The following is a 14,997-nucleotide window of genomic DNA, read 5'->3' as shown; positions in this document are numbered from 1 at the left end:
TTATTCATGACCATGCCAACCTCACAATGCCCGTGGCGGATGCAGGTTCATCACATCCGTCAGGAGACGCCGGATGTGTGGACGCTGTCGCTGCTGTGCCATGACTACTATCCATATCGTGCAGGCCAGTATGCGCTGGTCAGCATTCGCAATTCGGCGGACACCCTGCGCGCCTACACGATCTCCTCGACGCCGGGCGTGAGCGAATACATTACGCTCACCGTCCGCCGCATTGACGACGGCGCGGGCTCCCAGTGGCTGACGCAGGACGTGAAGCGCGGGGATTACATCTGGCTGTCCGACGCGCAGGGGGAATTCACCTGTGACGACAAAGCTGACGATAAATTCCTGCTGCTGGCGGCGGGCTGTGGCGTAACGCCGATTATGTCAATGCGCCGCTGGCTGGCGAAGAACCGCCCCCAGGCCGACGTGCAGACGATCTTCAGCGTCCGTTCCCCGGAAGATGTGATTTTTGCCGAGGAGTGGCGTGAATACCCGGTGACGCTGGTGGCTGAGCACAACGCGACCCACGGTTTTGTGCCCGGTCGCCTGAGCCGCGAGCTGCTGCAAAGCGTGCCGGATGTTGCGAACCGAACGGTGATGACCTGCGGCCCGGCGCCGTACATGGCTATCGTGGAAGAAGAAGTGAAAGCGCTTGGCGTAACCCGCTTTTTCAAAGAGCAGTTCTTCACGCCGGTGGCGGAAGCGGCAAGCAGCGGCGTTAGGTTCACCAAACTGCAGCCTGCCCAGACCTTCTTTGGCCGCGTGGGGACCACGCTGCTGGAGGCGCTGGAAAGCAACAAGGTGCCGGTAGCGGCTGCCTGTCGTGCTGGCGTGTGTGGCTGCTGTAAAACCAAAGTGGTTTCCGGTGAGTACACCGTCACCAGCACCATGACGCTGTCCGACGCGGAAATTGCCGAGGGTTACGTGCTGGCGTGCTCGTGCCATCCGCAGGGGGATTTGATCCTCGCATAAACGATAAACGTTCGTTCGTAGGCCCGGTAAGCGTCAGCGCCACCGGGCTTTTTTGCCGGGCGGTACTGCGTTTACCCGACCTACAATTTTACCGCCACGCGGGCGCTTTACCCAGCGCAAACCGCCCTGCCCCTAAAAACGCCACAGCCAGCGAGCCGATAAAGAAGTACACCAGGCTTTCAATCGCCCATGCCCCAACCTTATCAAGGGCGAACGTTTCACCCATTCCCACCATCAGCCACGCCACAATCATCGTAAACGCCAGCACCAGCGCGGCCGGGCGCGTAAACAGCCCGACAATAATCAGGATCGGCGCCACGACTTCGCCAACCAACACGCCGTAGGCGATAAATCCCGGCAGCCCTTTTTCCACCAGCATGCCGCTGATAAACCCCACGCCGCCAAAAAGCTTGTGCAAACCGTGAAAAAGCATCAGCCCGCCGACGGCAAGTCGTAACAAGAGTTTGCCAAGATCGTCGCACGATAGCTTTTCATTAACAGCAATTAACAATGATTTAACCATTTGAAATTATTCCTGTTTTAACTGAGACACTCCCAGATTATGCCGAATAATTGCGCGTGAAAAGCACCTTTTAATTGTGGGGATGCGACGGGCAATACGGAGACTTTCTTCTAAGCTTGTAAGCGTTATCACAAAAAGGAGAAGGACAACCATGAAACAAACCGTGGCTGCATATATAGCGAAAACGCTCGAACAGGCTGGCGTAAAACGTATCTGGGGCGTCACCGGTGACTCCCTGAACGGACTCAGCGACAGCCTCAACAAGATGAAGACCATCGAATGGATGCCGACCCGCCATGAAGAGGTTGCCGCCTTCGCCGCAGGCGCTGAAGCGCAGCTTACGGGTGAACTGGCCGTCTGCGCCGGATCCTGCGGGCCGGGTAACCTGCACCTGATCAACGGCCTCTTCGACTGCCACCGCAATCACGTGCCTGTGCTGGCGATTGCCGCTCATATCCCCTCTTCCGAAATCGGCAGCGGCTATTTTCAGGAGACGCATCCGCAGGAGCTGTTCCGTGAATGCAGCCATTATTGCGAGCTGGTTTCATCCCCGGAGCAGATCCCTCAGGTGCTGGCGATCGCCATGCGTAAAGCCGTGCTGAATCGCGGCGTTTCTGTGGTCGTTATTCCGGGCGATGTGGCCCTCAAGTCTGCGCCAGAAGGGGCAAGCACTCACTGGTATCACGCCCCGCAGCCCGTCGTCACGCCAGCAGAAGAGGAGCTAAAAAAGCTGGCGCAGCTGCTGCGTTACTCCAGCAATATCGCCCTGATGTGCGGCAGCGGCTGCGCTGGCGCGCACAAGGAGCTGCTGGAATTTGCCGGAAAGCTGAAATCCCCGATTGTCCACGCCCTGCGCGGCAAAGAGCACGTCGAGTACGACAACCCCTACGATGTTGGCATGACCGGACTGATCGGTTTTTCTTCAGGCTTCCACACCATGATGAACGCCGACACGCTGATCCTGCTCGGAACCCAGTTCCCGTATCGCGCGTTCTACCCGACGGATGCCAAAATCATTCAGATTGATATCAACCCGGCCAGCATCGGCGCGCACAGCAAGGTCGATATGGCGCTGGTGGGCGACATCAAATCCACCCTTGCCGCCCTGCTGCCGCTGCTGGAAGAGAAAACCGACCGCAAGTTCCTTGATAAGGCGCTAAGCGACTATCGCGATGCCCGCAAGGGGCTGGACGATCTCGCCAAACCAAGCGACAAAGCCATTCACCCGCAGTACCTGGCGCAGCAGATCAGCCATTTTGCGGACGAAGACGCCATTTTTACCTGCGACGTGGGCACGCCAACCGTCTGGGCGGCACGCTATCTGAAGATGAACGGCAAACGTCGCCTGCTCGGCTCGTTTAACCACGGCTCGATGGCCAACGCCATGCCGCAGGCGCTGGGCGCAAAAGCCACGGCGCCGGAGCGTCAGGTGGTGGCGATGTGCGGCGACGGCGGGTTTAGCATGCTGATGGGGGATTTCCTGTCGGTAGTACAGATGAAGCTCCCGCTAAAAATCGTGGTATTTAACAACAGCGTGCTGGGCTTCGTGGCGATGGAAATGAAGGCCGGAGGCTATCTCACGGACGGTACCGAGCTGCACGACACCAACTTCGCGCGCATCGCCGAGGCCTGCGGCATCACCGGTATTCGCGTGGAGAAAGCCTCCGAGGTGGATGAAGCCCTGCAGCGCGCCTTCTCCATCGACGGCCCGGTGCTGGTGGATGTCGTCGTCGCCAAAGAAGAGCTGGCGATCCCGCCGCAGATCAAGCTTGAGCAGGCCAAAGGCTTTAGCCTGTACATGCTGCGCGCGATCATCAGCGGCCGAGGCGACGAGGTGATTGAACTGGCAAAAACCAACTGGCTCAGGTAAAACACTTCGCATGACCTCTTAAATTAAAGGGATGTGAAATGATTGATTTACGCAGTGATACCGTTACCCGCCCGAGTCGGGCCATGCTCGAAGAGATGATGGCCGCTCCGGTCGGGGACGACGTCTACGGTGACGATCCGACGGTAAACGAACTGCAGCGCTATGCGGCAGAACTGAGCGGCAAGGAGGCCGCCCTGTTTATGCCAACAGGCACACAGGCGAACCTGGTCGCGCTGCTCAGCCACTGCGAGCGAGGTGAAGAGTATATCGTCGGCCAGGGCGCGCATAACTATCTCTACGAAGCCGGCGGTGCGGCCGTGCTCGGCAGCATTCAGCCGCAGCCGATTGACGCCGCGCCGGACGGCTCCCTGCCGCTCGATAAAGTCGCGGCGAAAATCAAAGCCGACGATATTCATTTCGCCCGTACCAAATTGCTCAGCCTCGAAAATACCCACAACGGCAAAGTGCTGCCGCGCGAGTACCTGAAGGCGGCGTGGGAATTTACCCGCGAGCGTAAACTCGGCCTGCACGTGGACGGCGCACGTATCTTTAACGCCGTAGTGGAGTATGGCTGCGAGCTGAAAGAGATTACGCAATACTGCGACTCGTTCACCATCTGCCTGTCAAAAGGACTGGGCACGCCTGTAGGTTCACTGCTGGTTGGCAATACGGACTACATCAAGCGCGCCAACCGCTGGCGCAAAATGACCGGCGGCGGGATGCGTCAGGCGGGTATTCTGGCGGCTGCCGGGCTGTATGCCCTGAAAAACAACGTGGCGCGTCTGAAGGACGATCACGACAACGCCGCGTGGATGGCGGCGCAGCTGCGCGAGATTGGCGCCGACGTGATGCGCCACGACACCAACATGCTGTTCGTCCGCGTGGGCGAGGATCGCGCCGCTGCGCTTGGCGAATTTATGAAATCACGTGGCGTGCTGATCAACGCCTCACCTGTCGTGCGCCTGGTCATGCATCTCGACGTGAGCCGCGAACAGCTGGCGGACGTGGTGAAACACTGGCAGGCGTTTTTACAGCGATAAGGAGCATCACGTGCCGCAACGCATTCTGGTGCTCGGCGCCAGCGGGTACATCGGTCAGCATCTCACCGCGGCGTTAAGCCAGCAGGGACACCAGGTGCTGGCTGCGGCACGCAACACCGAACGCCTGCAAAAACTCGGTTTGCCTGGCGTTACCTGCCACAGCGTTGACCTCAACTGGCCGAAGGAACTTCCCGCCCTGCTGGAAGGGGTCGACACGCTTTACTACCTGGTGCACAGCATGGGCGAAGGCGGGGATTTCATCGCCCACGAGCGGCAGGTGGCGATGAACGTTCGCGATGCGCTACTGCAAACCCCGGTTAAGCAGGTGATTTTTTTAAGCTCGCTTCAGGCTCCCGAGCATGAGCAATCCGATCATCTGCGTGCCCGCCAGCTGACGGCTGAGACCCTGCGCGGCGCCAATATTCCCGTCACCGAACTGCGCGCCGGGATCATCGTTGGCGCAGGCTCCGCCGCCTTCGAAGTCATGCGCGATATGGTCTACAACCTGCCCGTACTCACGCCGCCGCGCTGGGTACGCTCGCGCACCACGCCGATTGCGCTGGAGAATTTGCTGCATTATCTGGTGGCCCTGCTGGATCGCCCGGCGGAGCAGCACCGCGTGCTGGAGGCGGCAGGCCCGGAAGTGCTGAGCTATCAGGAGCAGTTCGAACATTTCATGCACGTCAGCGGACGCCGCCGCTGGCTGATCCCCATCCCCTTCCCGACCCGCTGGATTTCGGTGTGGTTTTTGAATGTGATCACCTCCGTGCCGCCGACGACCGCCAAAGCGCTTATCCAGGGGCTGAAGCACGATTTACTGGCGGACGATCGCGAGCTGCGCGCCTTAATTCCCCAGGAGCTGATCCGCTTTGACGATGCCGTGCGCAAGACGCTGAAAGAAGAAGAACAGCTGGTGAACTCCAGCGACTGGGGTTACGACGCTCAGGCGTTTGCCCGCTGGCGCCCGGAGTACGGCTATTACCCGAAACAGGCGGGCTGCACGGTGAAAACCCACGCCAGCCTGGCCGCGCTGTGGGAAGTGGTGAACCAGATTGGCGGCAAAGAACGGTATTTCTTCGGTAATATCCTCTGGCAAACGCGCGGGGCGATGGACCTGCTGGTGGGCCACCGGCTGGCAAAAGGCCGCCCGGCAAACCCGTATCTTGCGGTGGGCGACGCGGTAGACAGCTGGAAGGTGATCATCGTCGAGCCGGAAAAACAGCTGGCGCTGCTGTTCGGCATGAAAGCCCCGGGGCTGGGTCGACTCTGCTTTACCCTGAAAGACAAAGGCGATTGTCGTGAACTGGACGTCCGCGCCTGGTGGCATCCCCACGGAATGCCGGGTCTGTTCTACTGGCTGTTGATGATCCCTGCCCACCTGTTTATCTTCCGGGGGATGGCGAAACGCATTGCGCAACTGGCAGAACAAAAGACGGAAAAGATCTAAATAAAACTCTCTTTCTTTCACCTTTCCCATTGCATAGCGCCGTAATTCACGAAAGAATGCGCACGAAATTCTTTTCAACACAGTGGATTGATATGAAGGTACTGGTTACCGGGGCGACCAGCGGCTTAGGCCGAAATGCGGTCGAATTTCTGCGCAACAAGGGCATCAGCGTCAGGGCTACCGGTCGCAACGAAGCGATGGGAAAACTGCTGCAAAAAATGGGCGCAGAGTTCGTCCATGCCGACCTGACGGAGCTGGTCTCCTCGCAGGCGAAGGTGATGCTCGCCGGTATCGACACGCTGTGGCACTGCTCCAGTTTTACCTCCCCGTGGGGAACCCAGGAAGCCTTCGATCTCGCCAACGTGCGGGCTACCCGCCGTCTGGGTGAATGGGCCGTTGCCTGGGGCGTGCGTAACTTTATTCATATCTCGTCACCGTCACTCTATTTCGACTATCACCACCATCGTGACGTGCAGGAAGATTTCCGCCCTGCTCGCTTTGCCTGCGAGTTTGCCCGCAGCAAGGCGGCCAGCGAAGAGGTCATCGACCTGCTGGCGCAGTCAAACCCGCATACCCGCTTTACGGTCCTGCGTCCGCAGAGCCTGTTCGGGCCGCACGACAAGGTGTTTATTCCGCGTCTGGCGCAGATGATGCACCACTACGGCAGCGTGCTGCTGCCGCGCGGCGGCGATGCGCTGGTCGATATGACCTATTACGAAAATGCCGTTCACGCCATGTGGCTGGCCAGCCAGCCGGACTGCGATAAGCTTATCTCCGGTCGCGCCTACAACATCACCAACGGCGAACCGTGCACGCTGCGCAGCATTGTGCAGCGCTTAATTGACGAGCTGCAGATCGACTGCCGTATCCGTTCTGTTCCCTATCCAATGCTGGATATGATTGCCCGCAGCATGGAGCGCTTTGGCAGTAAATCAGCCAAAGAGCCTGCGCTGACGCATTACGGCGTCTCTAAACTTAACTTTGACTTCACGCTGGATATTTCGCGTGCGGAGAATGAGCTAGGGTATAAACCGATTGTGACGCTGGATGAGGGGATTATGCGCACCGCGGCATGGCTGCGGGATCACGGGAAGCTTCCTCGGTAGATCGGGCCCGACATTTTTACGATGAAAAAAGCGGCAACCCGAAGGTTGCCGTTTGTCATTTTGCTGATTACAGCGCAGTCCACGCGTCCTGCCATGCAATCCCTTTACCAGGCTCGTAGTAGGATGGCGCGTTATTGCACCAGCCGCTGTACGGGTAAGGTTTGCACTGGAACAGCTGGCCGCGGTTGTTAACGATATCGCCTGCTTTCCATTTGGTTTTGGACGTCCAGGTTGGGTAAGTCCCGGTCTGGCCGCCGCTGGCCTGTTTAGGCTGTACGTTCAGCGTATAGCTGGTGCTGCTGCTCAGCTCGCCGTCACTGACGGTAAGGTTGATCTGATACTGCGTCGCCGCTGCCACGTCTGGCGCATTGAAGGTAATAATCGCTTTATCTTCGCCGCTTACGGTCTGGCCGTTCGGAGCCGTCCAGGTATAAGTCAGGTGGTTACCGTCTTCGTCAGTCGAGCCAGACGCGTTCAGAGAAACAGATTTACCCGCTTCAACCGCCCCCACCGGGCCGGAGATTTTTGCTACCGGCGCATGGTTTACAGGCGCTGGCGTATTATCGTCCGGCACCGGCGTGGTGTTGCCTTCGTCCGTTGGGTCGACAGGGGTCGGTGTTGGCGTCGGGGTTGGCGTGACGCTGCCGCCGTCGGAAGTCCCGTCTTCACCCACCACGTTCACATTGAAGTAATGCTTCACGCATTTGGTGTAGTCCCCCTCTTTAAAGGCGCTGAATGGCGTCTGGTAACCCACCAGCTGGCAAGAGTAGGTCTGGCCTGACGGAGTATCCGCGCTCCATCCCCAGTCCTGTTCCCAGTAGATCTTCAGCGCGCCGGCACCGCCTTCGTCGAACTGTTTCATGTTGGCGCAGCCCAGCACTTCGTTAGAAGGAACTGGTACTTTCAGGTAGTTGGCGAACTCTTTGTAATATTTGATACGGTTTTGAGACTGGGCGATCTCAGTCGGGCCGCCACACTCCACGCCGCCGTTGATGATCTGCGTGGTCACGCCGAAGCCTGGTACCAGACCATTCGCCTTATCGTGATCGTTCGGCTGCCATGTGCCGTCGATAACCTGCAGCATGCTCGGTTTTGGCGGCTGCGGGTAGGCGAAGAAGAAGATCGCGGAAGCAAGGTTCAGCCAGGTGTCCGCCACCAGCTCAGGTTTGTCCAGCAGTACACGGACGTCGCCGTACATCGCTTCAGAGAACGGGCCGTAGTTGTAGTTATAGGAGAGCTGTTTCGCACCGCGACCAAAGTAGCTAACGAAATCGCCATCTTTGTCTTTACCGCACGGCCAGGTCTGGCCCTGCCAGACATCCGGGTTACATTCACCGTTGTAGCCGCCCTTCTGACCTTCGCTCCAGCCCATCTCACGCACGTAGACCAGCGCCTGTCGCCACTCGGCTTCCGGACGCCACGACTCGTGGCCGCCGGTTTCCTGCGCGAAGTGCGCAAACATGGTTGCCAGAGACTTACGGCAAATGGCATCGCTGTTACGACCATCGGTATAGGTCTGGCACAGTGCCGGGAATTTACCGACCGCTTTCAGGAAGTTGCTGTAAGTATATTCCGGCGCACGCAGTGGGAAGAGGTAATCCCAGTCGCTGGCCTTGATAATCCCTTCCACGCGCTTGACGTTTTCCGGGTTTGTCGATTTCCCCGGCTCAATTTGTTCCACCAGGCTGTTGTCCAGCGTGCGGATGGTTGACTTCACTGAAGCCATAAGCGGGAAGTTGGTCAACTCCTGCTCTTTCTTCTGCAGATCGCTGGCCTTAACGGTGTAAGGTTCGCTGCTGGCCTGCAGCAGGGTTGCCTGAGCCATAAACGGTGCAACGCATGCGCCCGCGATAAGAACACTGAGTAATGTCCTTTTGTTCATGTCAATAGTCCTCTTAATTATATTAAGGGTCAATAAAAGTTAATTTTTTCGCGGTTTATTTATTAATCACTTAATAAATAAACCCGGGAGCAGTTTCGTTTTATGAAGAACACCAGTCGGTACTCTTCAAAAAACAAAAATCAATAATAATAACGGTTGCGGGTGCTACGTTTTAACTTCTGATATTTATTCCAGACCTTGCGGGCATAGACCATGCGCTGCGCGAAATTCTCTTTTTTCAGGCCCGCGTTATAGGCGCCGACCGCCTCCCAGTTATAGCCATAAATTTTAATCATTCCGGATAATATCGATGCGCCAACCATAATCGAGGTGCAGGGCTCGGTAATTAACCGGTATTCATTAATGCCTTTGCGCTCCAGCTCGGAAAAATGTGAGCTGTTAATCTGCATTAGTCCGACATCACGCGTGCCATCATGATTCAGTCCAATCGCATTGGGATTCATTCCCGATTCAACATTAGCAATGGCATATAACAGATAAGGATCCACATGATAATAACTGGCGGCTTTATCCCAGCAGTTGGCAAAGACGCTATGGCTTATTACCAGCAACAATAAAAATAACGTTTTCATTTTCAGTCCGGCTCTTTTTCATTGTCTCCTTACGCGGTTATTACTCTTTTCCTGATTTACGGCCCACGTCCGTCTCGGGACGTGGACCGTAATAGCGGGCAAGTTTCTTACCCGCATCGTTATAGCAGTGGCTTACTGGCAGTCAGTCGCCGGGCCTTTTTTCACCCATACATCGCTGCTACCTGGTTTATCACCCTTCGTCCACCATTTCGCGGTGTAGGTGTAACCGTTGTAGGTAGTGGTGTCGCCGCCGTTATAAACCACGTCGGAGCGCCAGTTGAATTTCACCTGACTTACCAGCTCCCATGCATCCACACCGAAGCCCGGCTGGTTGCCCTGAGTCCAGTATTTTGCTTTCCAGACCAGGTTGTCGAAGCTGACGGTATTCCCCGCGTTGTAAACCTTGCTTGCGCTCCAGGCAGCATATTTACTGGCGTTGGCGTCAACAGGCTTATCGCAGCTATTGGTGGCAGAGCCTTCGTCAGACGGCGTGTTGCCTTCATCAGATGGGGTGTTACCTTCGTCAGATGGCGTGTTGCCTTCATCGGAAGGTGTGTTGCCTTCGTCAGACGGCGTGTTGCCTTCGTCAGACGGTGTTTCCGCCGCTTTAGGCGTTACCGTCACCTGTACGTTAGTCTGTACGCTGGACTTGCCATCGCTTACCACCACGGTCAGCGTGTAAGTTGATTCCGTGTCCACGTCCGGTGCGGTGATGTTCAGGTTCGCGGTGTCTGCGCCTGTCGCCTGCATATTCGCAGGAACGCTCCAGGAGTAGGTCAGCGCGTCGCCATCAGGATCGTTAGCCTGAGCGTGCAGAGAGTAGCTCTGGCCCGCTTCCAGCGTCACGGCTTCCATCTGGTTCACAACCGGTGCCTGGTTTGCTTTCGGCGCTTTGTTCACGACCTGGACGTCAGCAGTGCTGCTCAACCCTTTCGCGTCAGTAACCGTCAGGCGGAACGCCAGAGTCTGGTTACTGGTGACAGCGGCAACGTTGAAGGTCGCTTTCGCTTTGGTGCTGTTGGTGATGGTCACCGATGGACCAGAGATCTGCGTCCACTTGTAGGTGATGGCATCGCCATCCGGATCGGTGGAAGCCGAACCATCCAGGGTCACCGTCGCCGGACCGGTTACGCTCTGGTCAGCGGCAGTCGCCACAGGCGCATGGTTGGTCACTACAGGATCAACCGGCGCAGCGCCACCGCCTGTCAGGCTTTCATTCATCGCGTTCAGAATGTCTCCGGTATCGGAGTCGATAGACCAGGCAAACAGACCGCCCAGGTTTTTCGCGAGCACATACTGACCTTTCGCCGTTGCGGAACGCGCATCTTCATAGGTAATCAGATCGCCGGTGGTTTTGTTAAACAGATACGGCGCTTCAGCGGTAGCATCATAGTTGTATTCCCAGCCCGCTTTGCCTTTGTACTCGTTAACGATCTGACGATAGTCAACCACGCCCGGTTCCCAGGTCCCTTTCACCATGCCCGTTGCCGTGCCGGTGAACGGGTTGTTATTGCTGTAACCGTGAACGCCGGTCCAGCCGCGACCATACATGGCCGTCCCCACGACAATTTTGCCTGGCTGTACACCCTGCGCGAGCAGTGCATTCACGCCGTTTTCGGTGGTGTAATTAGTATCCGGTTTGTTCGCCGGAGCACGCAGTGCCGCCTGGTGACCCAGTTCGGTGTTGCTCCAGCCGCCGTAGAAGTCGTAGCTCATCAGGAAGATGTGATCCATATACTGCTGGGCAGTGGTGTAATCAACGTCTTCAATTTTGTCGCTGCCTGAACCGATTGCTGAGGTCAGCTCAAAGGTACGGCCGGTTTCGGCTGACAGTTCATTCATCATGGCGCGCAGTTCGCGCATCAGTGCGGTATAGGTTTCTTTATCCTGCTGCGGGTTGCCCAGCGTTTCGTTCTGACCGCCGCCGCCCGGGAATTCCCAGTCGATATCCACACCGTCGAAGAATTTCCAGGTTTTCAGGAAATCTTTAACAGAAGCCACGAAGCGATCGCGGATCGCTTTGTCATGCATTTTGAAGAACGGATCGGAAAGGGTCCAGCCACCGATAGAAGGCAGCACTTTCAGGCCCGGGTTGGCTTTCTTCATTGCCATCAGCTGGCCGAAGTTACCTTTGTAGGGATCGTCCCAGCCGCTTACGCCAGCCTGAGGCTTCTGCAGTGCGGCCCACGGGTCGTGGATCGCCACCTGGAAGTCCTGACGGCCCGCACAGGCGCGCTTAAGCGCTTCGAAGCTGTTACCGCCCTCAATGGTTTTCAGGCTGTCGTTGATGCCGTCGCCGCCGCAGATTGGAATGAAGCCATACAGAATGTGGTTAAGGTTAGCCGCCGGAATTTTGTCCACGGGGAAGTTACGGTCGTAAACACCCCACTCAGGGAAATAGGCCCCCACCACTTTATCGGTGTGCTTAGAGAGGGTTTTGTTATTTTCCTGCATGGTGGTGTTGAGTGGCAGCAGATGGCTACCGTCGGTATCCGCGACGATAATCAGTTTGCTGGCACTGGTGCTGCAGCCGCTGGCATTGCAGAGCTCAACCGTTTCCTGATAGCGACCGCCTTTCTTCACTTTAAACGTAGCCGTGCCGGACATGCTGCCTGCGCCGGTCCAGACGGTTTTGCCGTCGAGCAGCACTTTCGCTGAAGTCGGCGCCGCGCCGCTCCAGACGTCCCACTGCACTTTAACATCGGCGCCATCATGAACTTTGACGAGGTTGTTGTAAGCAGAAGCAGACTGATCAACTTCGACAATGGCAAATTTATCATTACCACTGGCGATAGTTGCTTTACCGGGCACTGCTGCGAACACCGGGCTTGCAGCCGCTGCAACGAAGAGTGCCAGATATTTAGGCTTCAGAAATTTCATTATTTGATCCTGATAATACGATTTGTGAAATTAAATACCCATGCTTTTCCATTAAACATGGACGAACGTTATTTACTGATAAATTAATCGTGAACGCTTCTGGTTCACCAAAGACCTGCTTATTATTACGCCGTACCTTCCTCCACTCATAAAACATTCAACAAATCTTTTATTGCGGAGAAGAGAATACAATGGGGAATTTATTTTTTCCTTTCCTCCCCTCAATGAAAAAACCTCAAAAAAAACTTGACTGCATTATTTAAAAGATGAGATAGGGGATTTGAGAAATAAATACAGCCAGCCCGGAAAACGCAATGTATGGGCCAAAGGAAATAAGGTTATTTTTATTCTCAAAGGGTTTTAACAGGCAATGCATAATAATGCCCCCCAGCGCCGCGATCAGCAAAATAGAGGGTAACGCCTGCCATCCGCACCACGCGCCTAGCGCTGCCAGCAGCTTAAAATCACCATAGCCTAACCCTTCCCGACCGGTCAGCAGACGGAATGCCCAGTAAACCAGCCAGAGCGACAGATACCCCGCCACCGCGCCAAAGATAGCATCGGTCAGCGGTAGCGTCCGGAACAGGGCATGGAACATCAGCCCCGTCCACAGCAGCGGCTGGGTCAGGCAGTCCGGCAGCAGCATATGGTGCGCATCGATCACCGACAGCGGCAGCAGAAAACTCCACATCACCCACAGCGCGATTAGCGCCGAATACGACGGTGCCAACGCCGCGCTGGCGGCAAAGAAGACGGCGCTACAGACTTCCACCAGCAGCAACCGCAGCGGAATCTCGCTATGGCAGTGACGGCAGCGACCGCGCAGCGCACACCAGCTAATGATGGGAATATTTTCCCACGCGCTCAGGGCATGCTGGCACTTCGGGCAGTGAGAGGCGGGAAACAGCAGATTGCCTGCCCCCTCTTCTTCCATTACCAGCGGCGGAATACGCTCCGCGACTACGCCCAGGAAACTGCCGAGGATTGCCCCCAGCGCTCCGCTCATCACGCACAGTCCCGGCAGATTCGCTTGCTGCAACAGCATTAGCGGGTTCATGCGCTTTTCGCCCAGCTCAGCGTAACGCGTGCCTTCACGTCACTCTGACGATCCACCGGCGTTAACGCGAGTTTCTCCAGATGTATACCGGAAGAGACGTTCATCTCACGCAGCCAGTTTTGCAGGGCAGAAATGTTGACGCGCTCGACAACAAAGGTTAGCGACTGCTCTTCCTGACGCACGTCTGTCAACGCGACGTGCACGACTTTGGCACTTTCTTCCACCACGCTGCGTGGATTCGGGGTATTGACTATTCTGGACTGGAGATGGTTTTTATCAATTTCCTGGCGCATCCAGTTCAGCGTCTGCTTCTGCTTAAATAACACGGCCTCGTTATTTTTGATCAGAGTATCAAGCGGCATCATCGCGCCGTAATAAACCATCGCACAGCAGAGTGCCCCACCGCAGAGTTTAAATAAATTACGCTCGCGTGGACTATAATTTTGCCAGCGGTTTTTTAACTGGGCTATTTGCGTTTTCATTTATAGCTCCCGGTAATAATGGCGGTATAAGGCGCCTCGCCGGAAATCGGCTGCATCGCAAATTCAAAGGTTTCGGCGCTGCGGGCGACAAAATCCTGCAGGGTCTGTTTATCCATGGATTTCACATTCAACGTCAGCTGATTTTGCGTTTCGTCATATTCCACGTTGTTGATCTCCAGAGACGGCAGTGACTGCTTGATTTGATTCAGCGCTTCGAGTTGCAGGAAGATCCCTTTCTTCGCCTTGCTGATATTCTGCCCGATGTAATACTTCAGGTTGCTGGTCTGGCGCAGGGTCGGGAAATAGTGCTGCGCTACGGTGGTCATCTCACGGTGGATCTCGTTTTGCTGGTGAGTGAGCATCAACGCCATACCAACGCGGGGGCCGATCAGCAGGCCGACGCAAACCAGCGCCGCCGCAGCGAGGGCCGTTTTCGCGTGGCGAAAACGCGGACCGCTGGCGCTGCGCCCGGAAAACTCCCCGTGCAGCATGTTGATACGACAGCCCTGCCACTGGGGCTGGATCAACACCAGCGGATGCTGCCACGCCAGCAGTTCATCCACCTGTACCTCCTGCGGCGCATCGCCATAGCAGCACACCTCACCCGTCGGGCATTTACTCAACAGCAGCGGCAGCAGGACCGCATCGGCTTCGCCAGCGCTGCTGGGAGAAAAACGCAGCCAGTAGCTCTCTTCCAGGCTCACCAGCGTAGTACCCCCTTCGCTCACCGGCAGCAGCCAGGCATCCGGCAGCGCCTGGACCACCGTGAGCCCCGCCTGAGCGAACAGCTCAAGCCAGTGGCGCAGACGTTCAGCGTCGATGGCCACGGCATCCACTTCTGGCCCCTTTTTGTTCAGCACCGTCCAGTGCAGCGTCTCCACCTCGCCGAGCAATGTCTCTTCCGCCATCCACGAGAACTGCGCCGTCTGGGCTGAAAGACCTTTTTTCGGCAGGGTAAAATGACGAAAGATCGTCTCGCTCGCCGGCAGCAAAAGGCACACCTGCTGAGAAAGCGGATGGCAGGAAAGTTCGCTCAGTGCGCTCCAGCCCGTCAGATATTCCACCCGATCGTTACCGGATTCACACCACCAAATTTTGCCGTCCTCACGGGTATCGGGACGAATAAAAAGCACCTTTTTCAT

The 14,997-nt window shown here is 56.6% G+C and carries 12 protein-coding genes; 5 read left to right on the top strand and 7 right to left on the bottom strand.

All coding sequences use genetic code 11. From position 1 onward, the window contains the following. Window positions 1-6: 6 nt before the first annotated feature. Window positions 7-975 (top strand): NADH oxidoreductase, encoded by a 969-nt coding sequence (hcr, locus tag ELK40_RS07820; RefSeq protein ID WP_127730233.1) that lies wholly within the window; start codon window positions 7-9, stop codon window positions 973-975. An 88-nt stretch (window positions 976-1,063) separates the two neighbouring features. On the opposite strand, the gene ELK40_RS07815 is transcribed toward hcr, so the two are convergent. After that, window positions 1,064-1,498, bottom strand: a complete 435-nt coding sequence (locus ELK40_RS07815) for a DoxX family protein (RefSeq protein WP_115874615.1) — start codon at window positions 1,496-1,498, stop codon at window positions 1,064-1,066. A gap of 151 nt (window positions 1,499-1,649) precedes the next feature. Between ELK40_RS07815 and poxB the strand changes: the two genes are divergently transcribed. The 4 genes from poxB (at window position 1,650) to ELK40_RS07795 (ending at window position 6,961) form a co-directional block, all read left to right on the top strand. Next, window positions 1,650-3,368, top strand: a complete 1,719-nt coding sequence (poxB, locus tag ELK40_RS07810; protein ID WP_127730231.1) for a ubiquinone-dependent pyruvate dehydrogenase — start codon at window positions 1,650-1,652, stop codon at window positions 3,366-3,368. A gap of 38 nt (window positions 3,369-3,406) precedes the next feature. Further along, window positions 3,407-4,408 (top strand): low-specificity L-threonine aldolase, encoded by a 1,002-nt coding sequence (gene ltaE / locus ELK40_RS07805; RefSeq protein ID WP_127730229.1) that lies wholly within the window; start codon window positions 3,407-3,409, stop codon window positions 4,406-4,408. 10 nt (window positions 4,409-4,418) lie between these two features. After that, the gene (locus ELK40_RS07800; protein ID WP_127730227.1) at window positions 4,419-5,855 is read left to right on the top strand and encodes an SDR family oxidoreductase; all 1,437 of its coding nucleotides are present in this window, start codon (window positions 4,419-4,421) and stop codon (window positions 5,853-5,855) included. Between the two features lie 92 nt (window positions 5,856-5,947). After that, complete coding sequence (locus tag ELK40_RS07795; RefSeq protein ID WP_127730225.1) at window positions 5,948-6,961, top strand: NAD(P)-dependent oxidoreductase; 1,014 nt, start codon at window positions 5,948-5,950, stop codon at window positions 6,959-6,961. A 67-nt stretch (window positions 6,962-7,028) separates the two neighbouring features. Here ELK40_RS07795 and ELK40_RS07790 read toward each other — a convergent pair whose 3' ends face one another. From ELK40_RS07790 to gspL, 6 genes are all read right to left on the bottom strand, one after another. Continuing rightward, window positions 7,029-8,843 (bottom strand): chitinase, encoded by a 1,815-nt coding sequence (locus ELK40_RS07790; RefSeq protein ID WP_115874612.1) that lies wholly within the window; start codon window positions 8,841-8,843, stop codon window positions 7,029-7,031. A gap of 140 nt (window positions 8,844-8,983) precedes the next feature. Continuing rightward, window positions 8,984-9,436 (bottom strand): type III secretion system invasion protein IagB, encoded by a 453-nt coding sequence (iagB, locus tag ELK40_RS07785; protein ID WP_115874611.1) that lies wholly within the window; start codon window positions 9,434-9,436, stop codon window positions 8,984-8,986. Between the two features lie 132 nt (window positions 9,437-9,568). After that, window positions 9,569-12,316 (bottom strand): glycosyl hydrolase family 18 protein, encoded by a 2,748-nt coding sequence (locus tag ELK40_RS07780; RefSeq protein WP_127730223.1) that lies wholly within the window; start codon window positions 12,314-12,316, stop codon window positions 9,569-9,571. 259 nt (window positions 12,317-12,575) lie between these two features. Continuing rightward, window positions 12,576-13,373: an A24 family peptidase gene (locus ELK40_RS07775; protein WP_127730221.1), complete on the bottom strand. Its 798-nt coding sequence runs from the start codon at window positions 13,371-13,373 to the stop codon at window positions 12,576-12,578. Then, entirely contained in the window at window positions 13,370-13,855 is a 486-nt protein-coding gene (locus ELK40_RS07770; protein ID WP_115874608.1) for a type II secretion system protein M, read from the bottom strand. Before ELK40_RS07770 ends, ELK40_RS07775 begins: the two co-directional genes overlap by 4 nt. Then, window positions 13,852-14,997, bottom strand: a complete 1,146-nt coding sequence (gspL, locus tag ELK40_RS07765) for a type II secretion system protein GspL (protein ID WP_127732751.1) — start codon at window positions 14,995-14,997, stop codon at window positions 13,852-13,854. The genes ELK40_RS07770 and gspL overlap by 4 nt, the downstream gene beginning before the upstream one ends.

Origin of the sequence: Enterobacter sp. N18-03635, from assembly GCF_004006055.1 — a bacterium.
In the GTDB taxonomy this organism is placed as follows: domain Bacteria; phylum Pseudomonadota; class Gammaproteobacteria; order Enterobacterales; family Enterobacteriaceae; genus Enterobacter; species Enterobacter vonholyi.
This window is presented reverse-complemented; position numbering and strand designations above follow the sequence as displayed.